This is a genomic window from Kitasatospora phosalacinea, from assembly GCF_030268885.1.
Taxonomy (GTDB): Bacteria; Actinomycetota; Actinomycetes; order Streptomycetales; family Streptomycetaceae; genus Kitasatospora; species Kitasatospora phosalacinea_C.
This window is the reverse complement of sequence record NZ_BSSA01000006.1, coordinates 268,079-283,347: the sequence shown is the minus strand read 5'-3', so window position 1 is coordinate 283,347 and position 15,269 is coordinate 268,079. Positions and strand designations below refer to the sequence as shown.

At 73.9% G+C, this 15,269-nt stretch carries 13 protein-coding genes and 1 pseudogene; 10 read left to right on the top strand and 4 right to left on the bottom strand.

Annotated elements, in window-relative coordinates:
- Positions 1 to 250: 250 nt before the first annotated feature.
- Together QSK52_RS12170 and QSK52_RS12165 are read right to left on the bottom strand one after the other, a co-directional pair.
- On the bottom strand, positions 251 to 1,537 hold the full coding sequence (locus QSK52_RS12170) for an amidohydrolase (protein WP_435053225.1): 1,287 nt from the start codon (positions 1,535 to 1,537) through the stop codon (positions 251 to 253).
- Positions 1,538 to 2,096: 559 nt separating this feature from the next.
- Positions 2,097 to 2,405, bottom strand: coding sequence for a hypothetical protein (locus QSK52_RS12165; RefSeq protein ID WP_285735985.1), 309 nt, complete (start codon positions 2,403 to 2,405; stop codon positions 2,097 to 2,099).
- 295 nt (positions 2,406 to 2,700) lie between these two features.
- Between QSK52_RS12165 and QSK52_RS12160 the strand changes: the two genes are divergently transcribed.
- The 10 genes and pseudogenes from QSK52_RS12160 to kdpC all read left to right on the top strand — a co-directional run bounded on the left by QSK52_RS12160 (position 2,701) and on the right by kdpC (position 12,997).
- On the top strand, positions 2,701 to 3,252 hold the full coding sequence (locus QSK52_RS12160; protein ID WP_285735984.1) for an RNA polymerase sigma factor: 552 nt from the start codon (positions 2,701 to 2,703) through the stop codon (positions 3,250 to 3,252).
- Positions 3,249 to 4,169, top strand: coding sequence for a zf-HC2 domain-containing protein (locus tag QSK52_RS12155; protein ID WP_285735983.1), 921 nt, complete (start codon positions 3,249 to 3,251; stop codon positions 4,167 to 4,169). The genes QSK52_RS12160 and QSK52_RS12155 overlap by 4 nt, the downstream gene beginning before the upstream one ends.
- 76 nt (positions 4,170 to 4,245) lie before the next feature.
- Entirely contained in the window at positions 4,246 to 5,124 is an 879-nt protein-coding gene (locus tag QSK52_RS12150) for an ABC transporter ATP-binding protein (RefSeq protein ID WP_285735982.1), read from the top strand.
- 140 nt (positions 5,125 to 5,264) lie between these two features.
- Complete coding sequence (locus QSK52_RS12145; RefSeq protein ID WP_285735981.1) at positions 5,265 to 6,740, top strand: hypothetical protein; 1,476 nt, start codon at positions 5,265 to 5,267, stop codon at positions 6,738 to 6,740.
- Complete coding sequence (locus QSK52_RS12140; RefSeq protein ID WP_285735980.1) at positions 6,734 to 7,414, top strand: hypothetical protein; 681 nt, start codon at positions 6,734 to 6,736, stop codon at positions 7,412 to 7,414. Before QSK52_RS12145 ends, QSK52_RS12140 begins: the two co-directional genes overlap by 7 nt.
- Positions 7,415 to 7,451: 37 nt before the next feature.
- Positions 7,452 to 8,291, top strand: coding sequence for an NAD-dependent protein deacetylase (locus tag QSK52_RS12135; protein ID WP_285735979.1), 840 nt, complete (start codon positions 7,452 to 7,454; stop codon positions 8,289 to 8,291).
- 278 nt (positions 8,292 to 8,569) lie between these two features.
- Positions 8,570 to 8,659, top strand: a complete 90-nt coding sequence (gene kdpF / locus QSK52_RS12130) for a K(+)-transporting ATPase subunit F (protein ID WP_037876428.1) — start codon at positions 8,570 to 8,572, stop codon at positions 8,657 to 8,659.
- 1 nt (position 8,660) lies between these two features.
- A pseudogene (gene kdpA, locus QSK52_RS12125) lies at positions 8,661 to 10,291 on the top strand (potassium-transporting ATPase subunit KdpA).
- Positions 10,291 to 12,372, top strand: coding sequence for a potassium-transporting ATPase subunit KdpB (gene kdpB / locus QSK52_RS12120; protein WP_285735978.1), 2,082 nt, complete (start codon positions 10,291 to 10,293; stop codon positions 12,370 to 12,372). The pseudogene kdpA and the gene kdpB overlap by 1 nt, the downstream one beginning before the upstream one ends.
- 16 nt (positions 12,373 to 12,388) lie before the next feature.
- Positions 12,389 to 12,997 carry a potassium-transporting ATPase subunit KdpC gene (kdpC, locus tag QSK52_RS12115; protein WP_285735977.1) on the top strand — a complete coding sequence of 203 codons (609 nt, stop codon included), beginning with the start codon at positions 12,389 to 12,391 and terminating at the stop codon, positions 12,995 to 12,997.
- 123 nt (positions 12,998 to 13,120) lie between these two features.
- Here kdpC and QSK52_RS12110 read toward each other — a convergent pair whose 3' ends face one another.
- Together QSK52_RS12110 and QSK52_RS12105 are read right to left on the bottom strand one after the other, a co-directional pair.
- Positions 13,121 to 13,699 (bottom strand): phosphatase PAP2 family protein, encoded by a 579-nt coding sequence (locus QSK52_RS12110; RefSeq protein WP_285735976.1) that lies wholly within the window; start codon positions 13,697 to 13,699, stop codon positions 13,121 to 13,123.
- Entirely contained in the window at positions 13,696 to 15,036 is a 1,341-nt protein-coding gene (locus tag QSK52_RS12105) for a diacylglycerol/lipid kinase family protein (protein ID WP_285735975.1), read from the bottom strand. The genes QSK52_RS12110 and QSK52_RS12105 overlap by 4 nt, the downstream gene beginning before the upstream one ends.
- Between the last annotated feature and the right edge of the window lie 233 nt (positions 15,037 to 15,269).

Here is a 15,269-nt window from a genome sequence, read left to right as displayed (position 1 = left end):
GACGGCGGTGGCCACCCCGGGCGCGGGGCGGCCACCGCCGTTGCGGCGTGCCGTGTGCGGCGACGGTTCGTCGGGTGGCGAACTGTGGGCGGATGGTGGCCGCGCGTCGGTCGACGGACTTGCCCTGTGCGGTGACAGTTCGTCTGCTGGCGAACCGTGAGCGGTCGGTGGCCGCGCGTCGGGCGACGGGCGTGCCGTGCGCGGTGACAGTTCGTCCGCCGGCGAACCGTGGTCGGCTGGTGGCCGCCCCTCAGTCGACCAGCGTGCCCTGCTCGGCGACCACCCGGCCGGCCTTCACCACCAGCTCGCGCGGCGGCAGGTCGACCACCACCTGCGGGGTGCACTCGCCGTCCACCAGCAGGAAGTCGGCGGGCGTGCCGGGCGTCAGGTCGGCCCTCGGCAGGCCGAGCAGCTCGGCGCCGCCGTGCGCGGCCAGCTCCAGGCAGTCGGTCAGCTCCCGGTCGGTGCGGGCGTCGGTGGTCCAGCCGAGCAGGTGGGCGCGGTGCAGCATGTCGGCGTTGCCGTACGGGCTCCAGGAGTCCCGGACGCCGTCCGAGCCGAGGCCGATCCGCAGGCCGCGGGCCCGCAGGTCGCGGAACGGCAGCACCTGGTGCGCGGACGGGGCGACCGTGGTCAGTGCGATCCCGGCGGCGGCCAGCACGTCGGCGGTGGCGGCGAGTTCGGGGGCGGGGAGTTCGGGCAGGCAGAACGCGTGGCTGACCGTCACCCGGCCCTGCAGCCCGGCCGCGACGGTCCGGGCGGCGAGGGCGCGCAGCGGGCCGAGCCCGGTCGCGCCGCGGTCGTGCAGGTGCACGTCCAGCAGGACGCCGTACCGCTCGGCGAGGTCGAACAGCAGGTCGAGCTGCTCGCGGCCGTCCGGACTGCCGCCGTCGAACCCGGCCGGGTCGATGCCGCCGACCGCGTCCACCAGGTGCTCGCGGGCCGCCTCGGTCAGCAGCTCGGCCGCGCCCGGCGTGCGCAGCACGCCGTGCTGCGGGAACGCCACCGACTGCACGTCCAGCTTCCCGGCCAGCCGCTCGGCGGCCTCGCGCAGGCCGGTGACCCCGGCCAGGCCGTACGCGGGGGCGACGTCCACGTGCGCGCGGACGGCGCGGGTACCGCGGGTCACGGCGTGCGCGAGCAGACGGTGCGCGCGGACGCCGATCGGGGCGCGCTGGTGCTCGTACAGCTCGACGTCGGCGGCCACGTACTCGGGCAGGCGGTGCGCCGGGCGGCGGCTGTACCAGGGCTCGCCCCAGCTGGTCTTGTCCGGGTGGACGTGCGCGTCCACCAGCGTGGGCAGCGCGATCCGGCCGCCGCCCTCCACCACGACCGGGCGAGCGCCCGCGGGCGGTGCGGCCGCCAGGACGCCGTCCACGGCGACCAGGTCGGTGGGCGGGCCGCCGAACGGGCGGACCTGGCGGAACAGCGTGACGTGCATGGGGGTGCTCCCGGGGCGGTGCTGAGGGCTCTGCCGAGCAGGGTCGGAGCCATTCGAACCGCTTCCGGGCGGCCAGTCAACTCGACTGCAATCCAAGCGAGTTGACGATTCAACCTGCCCGCTTCCCGGTGCTTCCCAGGGCGGGGGCGGCCGACCCCCGGCCGGGCGCGCGGCGCCCGGCAGTGCCGCGCGCCGCAGCGCGGGGCGGGCGCCGGGGCTCGCGGGACGTCCGGCGGGCGGACGGTTCGTGGAAGCGCTCCCAAGAAAGATCCGTACGCGTCTTCTGCCCCGGCGGTGAACCGACGTACAAAGGAGGCGGCGGAAGTTCGGGCTGTGGGGGCCGGAACGTCCGCAGTTGGAGCGGCCCGGGCGGTGCGTGGGGGCACTGCCTGGGCCGCTGGGTTCCGCGGGTTCCTCCGGGGCGCGTGGGCGTCCGGTGCCGGTGGCCGCGCCGCCGCGCGGGGACGGGGCGGCGGTTCTCGGGTGGAAAATGATCCGGTGATTCCGGTTCCGGAAAATGCCGACCCGTCCGGTTCCGGTTCCGGTGCCGATAAAACCGGAATCGGAACCGGACGAGCCTGTTCTGCCTTCCGTGGAATTACCCGGCGGCTTTTCGGGGGTGGTCAGCCCCTGTGGGCCGCCCGCTCCGGTCGGTTCAGCAGGTGTAGGCGCCCTGGAACGACGCGGTGATGGCCACGGTCTCCGAGTGCCAACCGCCGTAGGCGGCGATGGTGGTGCACGGTCCGTCCACGTGGTTCGACCAGTCGAACCGGATCCGCACGTCGTAGCTGCAGTTGTTGGTCGCCCGGGTGGTGTTGGTCACCCAACTGCTGGTGCTGTAGTACGACACGCAGGAGGGGGCGGAGGCGGCGCTGGCCGACGTCACGCCGATCCCGCCGCCGATCGCGAGGGTCGCGGCCAGGACGACGGCAGCGCGCTTGGCAGTTAAGCCATTCGTGCGCATGGGCATTCCTCTCGTGGGAGAAGTCGAACGCGGGTGCGGTCGACTCCCGGAGGCTATAGACGGTCGATCCGTGCGCGAAAGGCATTGCCGAAATATGCGCATGATCAAAATTCGAATGGCTGAAAACCAACCATGGGCGGGATTTGGTCTCGCATAGGCCGTGTCTTTGCCATACTCGGCCGGTGGACCGTCGTCGTTGCCGGTCGAACGGGCGAGGGACAAGATCACGAAAAAAGTTCGCCCGGGAGTGAACCGCCGCAAGGGGCAGGGGCGATCAGGGGGTGTGGCAGGGGAGATGGAGCAGGGAATGGATCACGCGGCGCTGCTCTGCGCGGTGGCGGACGGCGATCGTGCGGCGTTCGAGGTCCTCTACCGCCACTACGCGCCCTGGCTGGAGGCGAGACTCCGGTACCGGTGCGCGGATCCGGCACTGGTGGACGACATCGTGCAGGAGGTCTTCGTGAGCGTGTGGCGGGGGGCTTCCCGTTACCGCAGGCAGGACGACGTGGACGTCGCGGGATGGCTGTGGCGGATTTGCGTCCGGCGGCTCGCCGACGCGGGCCGTCGGCACGGGGCGCGACAGCGCCTGCAGGCGTTGCTCGTGCGCTTCCGGGGGCGGGAGGAGCCGGTGCCGTCGGCCGAGGAGAGCGCACTGGACGGCGTCGCGTACGGCGATGTCGGTGGCGCCATCGATCGACTGCCCGCCGATCTGCGATCGGTGCTGGCGGCCACGGTGCTGGAGGGGATGACGGTGAAGGAGGCGTCGATGGCGCTGAGGATTCCGGAGGGGACGGTCAAGTCCCGGGCCAGCCGGGCACGGCGTCGACTGCGGGAGGAACTGGCGTGAGCGCGGACCAGCGCGGCCCCGAGGTCGGGGTGGCCGGAGCGGCCGGAGCGGTCGGAGCGGTCGGAGCGGTCGGAGCGGAGGATGTGCACGTTTCCGCGAGCCGGATCGAAGGGTACGCGCGGGGCGCGCTGCGGGCGGAACTGTTCGTCGAGGTGGAGGACCACCTCGGACAGTGCCTCCACTGCCGAACCGTACTGGCCTCGATCGCGTCGCGGAGCCGGACCGACGCGGGGTGGCGACAGCTCTCGGAGCGGCTCGACGCGCCGTCACGTAGTCGGCTGGAAGGCTTGTTCGTCACGGTCGGCGTACCCGAGCACCTCGCCCGGTTGGCGATGGCCACTCCGGTGCTGCGGCGGTCCTGGTTGGCCGCTGCGGTCACCGCCCTGCTCTTCGCGCTGCTGGCCGCCCGCCTTTCGCCGGCCGTCTCGGCGACGGTGCTGCTGCTCGTCGCGCCGCTCGTCCCGGTGACCGGCGTGGCGCTGTCGTACGGGCCGGCGGCGGATCCGATGTACGAGCTGGGGCTGGTGATGCCGGTGAGCAGCCTGCGTCTGGTCCTGCTGCGCAGCGCCACCGTGCTGCTCACGAGTGCGGTGCTCGGAGCGGTGGCGGCCCTGGCCATGCCGGTGCAGGGACTGGCGTTGTTCGGCTGGCTGGCGCCCTCGCTCGCGGTGGTCACGCTGGCGCTCGCGCTGTCGGCCTACCTCGAAGCAGGGATTGCCGCCGGTGTCGCGGGAGCGGTCTGGGTGGCGTCCGTGGCGTGGGCGGGGTGGGGCAGCACCACCCGGTCCGCGTTGCTCACCGGCCCGGCCCAGGCGGCCTGCGTGCTGGTGGCATCGGTGGGGGCCGGGCTGGTCGCGGCCCAGCGGCACAGGTTCGAGCAGGGCTCGTGGCGGAGCGGCCGTCGTTCGACGGCCTGACCTTTCGGCTCCGAAGACCGGAGCAGACCGTCTTCGGGGCCGCCCCGAGGTGCGGACGTCAATCGATGGGAGACCAATGTCCGGTTCCGAGAGTACGGTGAACGTCCGTTCCGTATCAGTGGGCTTCCGAGGGCGACCGGCGCTCGACGGCGTCTCGTTCGTCTTGCGTCCGGGGGTGACGGGGCTGCTGGGGCCGAACGGCGCCGGCAAGACGACCCTGCTCAGGGTGCTGGCCACGGCCATCTCCCCGGACCGGGGCGAGCTGTCGCTCCTGGGGGAGGACCCCGGGACCGGACCGGGGAAGTTGGCGATCCGGCGCCGTCTCGGCTACCTGCCGCAGAACCCCGGCTTCCACCCGGGCTTCACCGCACTGGAGTTCGTCGACTACGTGGCGATCCTCAAGGAGCTGACGGACCGCAGGGCCCGCCGTGCCGAGGTGCTCAGGGTGTTGGAGACGGTGGGCCTGGCGGACCAGCGCGCCAAGAAGATCAAGGCGCTGTCCGGAGGGATGCGCCAGCGGGTCGCCCTGGCCGCAGCCATCATCGGCGACCCCGACCTGCTGGTCCTCGACGAACCGACCGTGGGCCTGGACCCGGAGCAGCGGTTGAGGTTCCGCGAACTGGTCGCCGACCTGGGGGAGGGGCGGACGGTCCTGCTCTCCACCCACCAGACCGAGGACGTCTCCGCCCTCTGCCGACGGGTGATCGTCCTGGACCGCGGGGTGGTGAAGTTCCAGGGGCTGCCCGCCGAGCTCAAAGCCGTTGCGGAGGGCCGGGTCTGGTCGAGCACCGAGCGGGACCGCACCGCGTTGGCCGGTTGGCGGACGGGCGAAGGTACGTTCCGCAACATCGGCACGCCTCCGCAGGAGGCCCGACGGCTCGCACCCACCTTGGAGGACGGCTACCTGCTCCTCCTCGACGGTGCCCCCGCGGCCGATCAGGGGGTGCTGCGATGACGTCGTCGACCGCTCTCGGCGGAACCTCCACCGAGCAGGGCCGGCCGTCGCCCGGGAGGGTCGTGGCCCGGGGCGGCCGCGGGGCTGTCTCCGGGCTCGCCCGGGTCGAGGCCGTACGGCTGCTGCGGCACCCGGCACTGTTGGCCGCGTCGGGACTCTACGCCGCCTTCTGGATCTTCGATCTGGCCACGGGGGACGCCGCACACCGCTTCCCGGTGCTGCAGGACGAATCCTGGTTCGTCCACCTGCCCCTGCTGCTCCTCGCCGCCGGTGCCCTGTTGGCGGCGAACCAGGCCGCGCTGCGCTCGCACCGCGACTCCACCGAGACGGTGTACGAGACCCTGGTCGTCGGCCGCGCCCGGCGGGTCCTCGCCCACTTGCTGTCGCTGCTCCCGACCGTGCTGATCGCCGCGGTGCTGACAGCGGCCAGGATCGGGTACCTGGCGAACCGGCCGGGCGCGGTCGGCCAGGTCCGTTACTGGGACCTCCTGGCAGGACCGCTGTGCGTGCTGCTGGCTGGGGTGATCGGCGTCCTGCTGTCCGTCTTCGCGACCTCGGGCGTGGTCGCGCCGACAGCCGTGGTCGGGCTCGGCGTCCTGACCTTCGCCGGGGCGCTCAACGCCGGTTCGTCGTGGCGCTGGCTCGGGCTGCTGGCGTTCGAGGACGAGAACGCGGCGCCGCTGCCAGTCGTCCTGACGGCCCGTCCGGCCGCGGCGCACGCGGGGTGGCTTGCGGCGCTGGCGGTGCTGCTCGCGACCGTCGCGGTGCTGCGGAGCGGTGGTCGGGGCGCCGGGTTGAAGGTGGTGGCCGCGGTTGCCGGGGCGGGGGTGCTGGTCACGGGGGTCGTGCAGACCCGGGGAGTCTCCTCCGCGGTCGTGGAGCGGCGCACCGCGTTCACCGAGCATCCTGCCGCGTACCAGGACTGCACCGTCGGGAACGGGGTCACCTACTGCGCCTTCGAGGGTTTCGACCGGTGGAAGCAGGAGTGGCAGCAGGTGGCAGAGGGCGTGCTGCACCGTGTCCCGCAGGACGTGGCGGGCGCCGGCTACACCGTCCGGCAGCGGGTCCTGCCGTTCGCCGACGCGAACGGGGGCACTGCGCTGCCCGAGTCCTGGAGCCGCGACGACGCCGCGGCGGGCACGCCCGGCGCGGTGACGGTCGGAACGGACTGGAGCGACGGAGCCGCGGCCGGTGATCGCCGCAGTGACGCCGTGGCCGGGTTCGCCACTGGGTTCGCCTACCGGGTGGTCACCGGAGAGGTGCCCGACCGGCCCCGACTGTCCATGGTGTGCGGGGCCCGTGCGGTGCTCGTGCTCTGGCTGGCCGGGGAAGCCACTCCGGGCACGCGCGAGGCGTTGCGGTCCGTTCGCGACCGGACCTTCGGCGGCGCGATCAGCATGCCGCTCCTGGGATCCGCCGCCGGCGTCTCGTTCGAGCCGCGGGCCGCGGAACTCGCCTTCGCCCTGATCGGGCAGGAGGGCGGGCGAACCGCGGAAACGGTCAAGGCCGCTTGGGCGGAGTTCTCCGCGCACGGCACCACGGTCGACCGTGCCGCCGAACTGCTCGGCGTCCCGGCGCCCGAGGCAGTCACCGGGAACCAGGTGGCAGGATGCTGAGCGCGCCGCCCCGGACCGCCGGGACAGCCAGGAAGCAGTCGGCCGGAAGACTGGCCGTCGCCCTCCTGGGGCCCGCACTGCGGCAGACCCCCAGGACGCCCCTGCTGCTCGGCGGGTCCGTCGCGCTGTCGACGGCCGCTCTCCCCGCCGCCCTGGGGGCGGGCCTGGGCCTGTCCGACGCCGCGTTGCTCTGCCGGGTCGGGGCGGTCGTGGTGGCACTCGCCGTGGGTTTCGCGCTGGATGACAGGGCTGCGCGGACGACGGGGGTCCTTCCGGTGCGGCCGCTGCTCCGCCGGGTCGTGCGGGCGGTCCCGGTCCTCGCGGTCGGCGCGGTGGTCTGGACGGCCACCGCCGTCCTGGCCCGGGCGGCGGCGGCGCCCGAGGTGCGGTCCCTGTTCCCCTGGGGCGGGCTCGCCACGGAGGCTGGAGCGCTGACCGTTGTCGCCCTCGCCCTGGCCGCGTTGGGCCTGCGGCTGACCGGGGGCGAGCAGGGGGGAGCGACCGCGGCCCCGGGCGTCCTCCTGCTGGTGATCGCCGCCGCCCTGCTGCCGGACCGGTTCGCGGTCTTCCTGCCCCCGGGGCACCCGCACTGGACCGGCGTGCACCTGCTCTGGGCGGGACTGCTCGGGGTGTTCCTGACCGGCGGCGTGCTGCTGGCCCGTACGGATCCCTGACGCCGGTCCGGCCGGCTTCCGTCCCGGGCGTTCCACAATGGAGGGCATGAGCACGTACGAGGACGGACTCCCCGAGGTGGCCCGGCTGCTGGACGGCGGCGGGGTGGTGGTGCTGAGCGGGGCGGGGCTGTCCACCGAGTCCGGCATTCCGGACTACCGGGGGCCGGACGGGGTGCGCCGCAACCGGGCGCCGATGACGTACCAGGAGTTCGTCGCGGGGGAGTCCGCCCGCCGCCGCTACTGGGCGCGCAGCCACGCCGGGCGGGCGGTGATCGCCCGGGCCCGTCCGAACGCCGGGCACCTGGCGGTGGCCCGGCTGCGGGCGGCGGGCCGGGTCTCCGCGGTGATCACCCAGAACGTGGACGGCCTGCACCGCGCCGCGGGCACCGCCGACGCCGTCGAGCTGCACGGCGGCCTGGACCGGGTGGTCTGCCTCGACTGCGGCGCCGTCACCGCCCGCGCCGCCCTCGACGAGCGCCTCGCCGCCCTCAACCCGGCCTTCCGGGACGCCGGTTCGCGGATCAACCCGGACGGCGACGTCGAGCTGCCGGACGACCTGGTCGCCTCCTTCACCGTCGCCCCCTGCGCGGTCTGCGGCGGCGTCCTCAAGCCGGACGTGGTGTTCTTCGGCGAGAGCGTGCCCAAGGACCGGGTCGAGCACTGCTACCGGCTGGTGGACGAGGGCCGGGCGCTGCTGGTGCTCGGCTCCTCGCTCGCCGTGATGTCCGGCCTGCGCTTCGTCCGGCACGCGGCGAAGAGCGGCAAGCCGGTCGCCATCGTCACCCGCGGCACCACCCGCGGCGACGACCTCGCCACCGCCCGGATCGACGCCCCGCTCGGCGACACCCTGACCGCCCTGGCCGCCGACCTGCCCTGATGCGGAGGGCGCGCCCGGCGCCGAGGCGCTGCCGAGGCGTTGCCGAGGCGTTGCCGAGGCGCTGTCAAGGCGGCGTCAAGGTTGCCGGGGCGGCCGTATGGGCGGCGTCAGGAACCGCGGCGGCGGGCGTTCGCGCTGTTTGGCTCAGGGGGCCGGCGAAAGCGCCGGTCCCCGTTCCGAGCCACCTTGGTGGATGCCATGTCAGACCTGATCCACGTCGGTCTCACGGTCGCCGTGTTCGCCGTCATCGCCCTGATCGCGCGGGGGGTGGAGAAGCTGTGAGCGCCGAGCACATAGCGGGTCTCCTCGTCGCCGCCGCGCTGGTCGGGTACCTCGTCCTCGCGCTGGTCCACCCGGAGAAGTTCTGACATGGGCGCCACTCCCGCCGGGTGGCTGCAGGCCCTCGCCCTCGTCGGCGCGCTGGCCCTGTGCTACCGGCCCCCTGGGCGACTGCATCGCCCACCTGCTCACCTCCGCCAAGCACCTCAGAGCCGAGCGCGGTCTCTACAAACTGGTCGGCGTACCTGCGCTCGGTGCTGGCGTTCTCCGCGCTCTCGGTGCTGTTCCTGTACGGGCTGATCCGGCTGCAGACCCACCTGCTGCTGAGCCTGGGCGTGCCCGAGATGGAAGCGCACCAGGCGTGGAACACCGCGGTCTCCTTCACCACCAACACCAACTGGCAGTCCTACTCCGGTGAGTCGGCGATGGGCCACCTGGTGCAGATGGCCGGTCTCGCGGTGCAGAACTTCGTCTCGGCGGCGGTCGGCATCGCGGTGGTCGCGGCGCTGATCCGCGGCTTCACCCGCCACCGCACCGACCGGGTCGGCAACTTCTGGGTCGACCTGACCCGGATCTCGCTGCGCCTGCTGCTGCCGCTGTCGATCGTCCTCGCGCTGGTGCTGGCGGCGAGCGGCATGGTGCAGAACCTCCACGGCTTCCACCAGGTGACGACCCTCACGGGCGGCACCCAGTCGATCCCGGGCGGGCCGGTGGCCTCGCAGGAGGTCGTCAAGCTGCTGGGCACCAACGGCGGCGGCTTCTACAACGCCAACTCGGCGCACCCGTTCGAGAACCCGACCGGCTTCACCAACTGGCTGGAGGTCTTCCTGCTGCTGGTGATCCCGTTCGCCCTGCCGCGCACCTTCGGCCGGATGGTCGGCGACCACCGCCAGGGCTACGCGGTCGTCGCCGTGATGGGCCTGTTCTGGGCGGCCTCGACCGCACTGGTCACCTTCTTCGAGCACCAGCACGCGGGCAGCGCGCTGCAGGCGGCCGGGGCGGCGCTGGAGGGCAAGGAGCAGCGCTTCGGCGTCGCCGCGTCCAGTCTGTTCGCGGCCTCGACGACGCTGACCTCGACCGGTGCGGTGAACTCCTTCCACGACTCGTTCACGCCGTTCGGCGGCGGGTTGACGGTGTTCGACATGATGCTGGGCGAGATCGCACCCGGCGGCACCGGCTCCGGCCTGTACGGGATGCTGGTCCTGGCGGTCGTCGCGGTGTTCGTCGCGGGCCTGATGGTCGGCCGCACCCCCGAGTACCTGGGCAAGAAGCTCGGCGGCCGGGAGATGAAGTTCGCCTCCCTGTACATCCTCACCACCCCGGTGCTGGTGCTGATCGGCACGGGTGCGGCGATCGCGCTGCCCGGCGAGCGGGCCGGGATGCTCAACTCCGGTCCGCACGGCTTCTCCGAGGTGCTGTACGCGTTCACCTCCGCAAGCAACAACAACGGCTCGGCGTTCGCGGGCATCACGGTGAACACCACGTGGTACGACACGGCGCTGGGCCTGGCGATGGTGCTCGGCCGGTTCCTGCCGATGGTGTTCGTGCTGGCGCTGGCCGGATCGCTGGCCAGGCAGCAGCCGGTGCCCGTGAGCGCGGGCACCCTGCCCACCCACCGGCCGCTGTTCGTCGGCCTGCTGTCGAGCGTCGTCCTGATCGTCGTCGGCCTCACCTACTTCCCGGCCCTGGCCCTCGGCCCGATCGCAGAAGGTCTCCACTGATGCCCACCACCGCTCCCGCCACCGGAGCCGCCCCGCAGCGGGCCGCGGCCGGCCTGTTCGACCCGAAACTGCTGCTCGCCGCGCTGCCCGACGCGGTGCGCAAGCTCGACCCCCGGGTGATGGTGAAGAACCCGGTGATGTTCGTGGTCGAGGTCGGCTCGGCGGTCACCACCGTCGCCGCGGTCGCCGACCCGTCCGTCTTCGCCTGGGCGATCACCGGCTGGCTGTGGCTGACCACCGTCTTCGCCAACCTGGCCGAGGCGGTCGCCGAGGGCCGCGGCAAGGCGCAGGCCGAGTCCCTGCGCCGGGCCAGGACCGAGTCCGTCGCGCGCCGCCTCACCGACTGGCCGTCGTCCCGGGAGGAGGAGGAAGTCCCGGGCACCGCCCTGCGGTCGGGCGACCACGTGGTGGTCGAGGCCGGGCAGGTGATCCCCGGCGACGGCGACGTGGTCGAGGGGGTGGCCAGCGTCGACGAGTCGGCGATCACCGGCGAGTCCGCGCCGGTGATCCGCGAGTCGGGCGGCGACCGCAGCGCCGTCACCGGCGGCACCCGGGTGCTGTCCGACCGGATCGTCGTACGGATCACCTCCGAGCCGGGCAGGACCTTCATCGACCGGATGATCGCCCTGGTCGAGGGCGCGGCCCGGCAGAAGACGCCCAACGAGATCGCGCTGAACATCCTGCTGGCCTCGCTGACGGTCGTCTTCCTGATCGCGGTGGTCACCCTCCAGCCGATGGCGACGTACGCCGGGGCCCCGCAGCCGACGGTCGTGCTGGTCGCGCTGATCGTGGCGCTGATCCCGACCACCATCGGCGCGCTGCTCTCCGCGATCGGCATCGCGGGCATGGACCGCCTCGTGCAGCGCAACGTGCTCGCCATGTCCGGCCGGGCGGTGGAGGCGGCGGGCGACGTCGACACGCTGCTGCTCGACAAGACCGGCACCATCACCCTCGGCAACCGGCAGGCCGCCGCGTTCCTGCCCGCACCCGGGGTCGGGGCCGACGAGCTGGCCGACGCCGCCCAGCTCTCCTCGCTCGCGGACGAGATCTCCGAGGGCCGTTCGATCGTCGTCCTCGCCAAGACCGGGCACGGCCTGCGCGAGCGGGCGCAGGGCGAGTTGGCGCACGCCGCCTGGGTGCCGTTCAGCGCGCGGACCCGGATGTCCGGCGTGGACGTGGACGGGCGGCAGGTCCGCAAGGGCGCGGCCGGTTCGGTCGCCCACTGGGTGACCAGCGGCGGCGGCAGCGTCGGCGCGGAGGTGGCCGCGCTGGTCGACGGGATCTCCGCCGCGGGCGGCACCCCGCTGGTCGTCGCCGAGCGGCACGGCGCGAGGGCGCCGCGGGTCCTCGGGGTCGTCCACCTCAAGGACGTGGTCAAGGAGGGCATGCGCGAACGCTTCGAGGAGCTGCGGCGGATGGGCATCAGGACCGTCATGATCACGGGTGACAACCCGCTGACCGCGAAGGCGATCGCGGAGGAGGCGGGCGTGGACGACTTCCTCGCCGAGGCCACCCCCGAGGACAAGATGGCGCTGATCAAGCAGGAGCAGGCGGGCGGGAAGCTGGTCGTGATGACCGGCGACGGCACCAACAACGCCCCGGCGCTCGCCCAGTCCGACGTGGGCGTGGCGATGAACACCGGCACCATGGCGGCCAAGGAGGCCGGGAACATGGTCGACCTGGACTCCAACCCCACCAAGCTGATCGAGATCGTCGAGATCGGCAAGCAACTGCTGATCACCCGGGGCGCGTTGACCACCTTCTCGATCGCCAACGACGTCGCCAAGTACTTCGCGATCATCCCGGCGATGTTCGCGGGGGTGTACCCGGGCCTGCGCCACCTCAACGTCATGGGCCTGCACAGCCCGACCTCCGCGATCACCTCGGCGGTCGTCTTCAACGCCCTGGTCATCGTCGGCCTGGTCCCGCTCGCCCTGCGCGGCGTCAAGTACCGTCCCACCGACGCCAGTTCGCTGCTGGCCCGGAACATCGGCATCTACGGGATCGGTGGCCTGGTGGTGCCCTTCGTCGGCATCAAGGCGATCGACCTGCTCGTCCAGTTCGTCCCCGGCCTGAGCTGAGAGAGGCCAGAACCCCGTGCCCACCTTCCTGCGCACCCACCTCACCGCACTGCGGATGCTGCTGGCGATGACCGTGCTCCTCGGCCTCGCCTACCCGCTGCTGGTCACCGGCATCAGTCAACTCGCTTTCCCCGCACGGGCCAACGGCTCGATCGCGGAGTACGACGGCAGGCCGGTCGGCTCCACCCTGCTCGGCCAGGGCTTCGACCTGCCGCAGACCGACCCGAGCGCCCCGCACCGGCCCGACCCGAAGTGGTTCCAGCCCCGGCCCTCCGCGGGCGGCTACGACCCGACCGCCTCCGGCGCCTCCAACCTCGGCCCGAACAGCGCCGACCTGCTGAGGAGCGTCGAGGAGCGCCGGGCCGCCGTCGCCGCCTTCGACGGCGTCGACCCGGCCAGCGTTCCGCCCGACGCGCTCACCGCCTCCGGCTCCGGGCTCGACCCGCACATCTCCGTCGCCTACGCCAGGGAGCAGGCGGGCCGGGTCGCCCGTGAACGCGGCCTCCCCGTCGAGGAGTTGAACCGCCTGATCGAGCAGCACACCGACCGCCGCTCGCTCGGCCTCCTCGGCCAGGACGGCGTCAACGTGCTCCAACTCAACCTGGCCGTCGCCCGGTTGAAGTGACGGTCCGCCGACTCCCGGGCCAGGCCGCCCCGGACGCTCCCCCGTCCGGGGCGGCCGTTCGCACCGCCGCGGCGCACACGACACCGGCACCGGCGCCGACGCCGCTTCGCGCGGGGCGGCCCGTCAGCGCTTCGGCCACCATTCGTCGACGCCCGCGACCACGCTCCCCGCGACCGTCCCCAGCAGGGCGCCCGCGACCACGTCGCCCGGGTAGTGGACGCCGGTGTGGACGCGGGAGTAGCCGACCGAGGCGGCCAGCAGGCCCAGCGGCGCCGCGGCCCACGGCAGGCGGGAGGCCACGCCGGTGGCGAAGGCGAAGGCGGACGCGGTGTGCCCGGACGGGAAGGACGCCGACTCGGGCATCGGCACGTGCCGCGCCTCCGGCACCTTCCCCGCCACCCGGTCCGGCCGGTGGCGCCGCGCCAGCGACTTGCCGAGCAGGTTCGCCGCCGCCGAGGCCGTCGCCACCGACGCCAGCCCGACCACCGCCGCCCGCCGCGGCCGTCCCGGGACGAGGGCCAGCCCGCAGGCCACCGCGATCGAGATCTTCGAGTGGTTCGCCGCCGTGGAGAGCTGCCGCAGCCGTTCGTCCAGGGTCGGCGTCGGGGTCGCGGCCACCGCCACGTACACCGCCTCGTCCACCGCCGACAGGTCCGCGACCACGCGCTGACCAGCCAGCACCCACCGCGTCAACGCCCTCACCGTGCACCACCGTTCTCTTCCGTCCGGCCCGACGCGAGGTGCGCCAGCCGACTCCACTTCAGGGCCGGGGCGGGTGCCACCGTGCCCGGCCGGTCGCGCGGGACCCGCACCCGCAGCGCGCCGGGCCGGATGACGCAGCGCACCGGCACGTCCAGTTCCAGGGCCTCGCCGTCCACCGCGACCGGAATGCTCGGCACGTCCGCCGTGACCAGCACCTCCCGGCCGACCAGCACCGTCACCGCCTCCGCACTCGTACCACGCAGCGCCAGGTCCGCGGCCTGCGCCGCGCCGTCCACCCGCACGCCGAGCACGCCGAGCCGCCCGCGGTCCATCCGGGAGCGCCGCCCCGGGTCGAGCAGGTCGCCCGCGTCGTACGGGTTGTTGCTGACCAGGACGGCCTGCGGGTGCTCCAGCCGCTCGCCGCCCGCCTCGGCGGACAGCCGGGCGCCCGCGTAGCCGACCAGCAGGTCGGGCAGCATGGCGAGGATCGTGGCGGCCTTCGCGTCCCGGTACTCGGGGTTCTGCACGATCTCCGCGTAGGTGCCGAAGGAGACGTTGTTGACGAAGGCCCGGCCTGCGACCTCGCCCAGGTCGACCCGCAGTTCCACACCGTCGGTCAGCGCGTCCAGGCAGCGGGCCGGGTCGGTGCGGTCCAGGCCCAGGTCGAGGGCGAAGTGGTTGCGGGTGCCCGCCGACACCACCAGGAACGGCAGCCCGTGCCGGGCCGCGACCTGCGCGACCAGCGCCTGGGTGCCGTCGCCGCCCGCCACGCCCAACAGGTCCGCGCCGTCCGCGACCGCCCGCTCGGCCAGCTCCACCACGTCCTGGTGGGCGTCCGGGTCCAGCAGGACGACCTGCGCGCCCAGTTCGCGGGCCCGCTCCGCGAGGTGGAACTTCTCGACCTTCCCGCCGCCGGACTTCGGGTTCATGATCAGCACGGGCCTGCGCGGCGCGTCGACCTCCCGCTCCGGCATCTCCCTGGTCCGCCGCGCCGACCGCAGCGCCGTCCGGGCCAGCCACAGGCCCGCCGCCCACAGCGCCACCGCGCCCAGCACCCACGGCCACGTCCCCGCGCCCACGTACAGCGCCACCGCCGCCGCCGGGGCCGCCACCGCCAGCAGCACCCCCAGCCAGCGCAGCGGCCCGCGCCGCGACAGCGCCCACCACCCGCCGACCGCCATCAGCGCCAGGGCGACCACGCCGACCGCCACCACCAGGGCCCCGCGCAGCCCCGCCCCGGCGGCCAGCACCAGCACCGCCGCCAGCCCGCAGCCGATCGCCGCCCGGGCCAGCCACACCGTCCTCGCCGGCCGCACCACCTTCGCCGCCTCTCCCATCCATCGACGGTAACGCCCGGTCAGCTACCCCGCCCGGCACGCCACATGCCTGCGGCCCCCGACGCCGCCCGCGCCACCCGCCCCGCCGCTGCCCGCCCCGTCCGCCGTCCGCACCGCCGCTGCCCGCCCCCTCCGCCGTCCGCCGCCCGTGCTGCCATCCGCTGCCCGCACCGCCGTCCGCGCCCGGACGTGCCGGTGGCGCGCGACGGTCGTCCGTCGCGCGCCACCGGGGC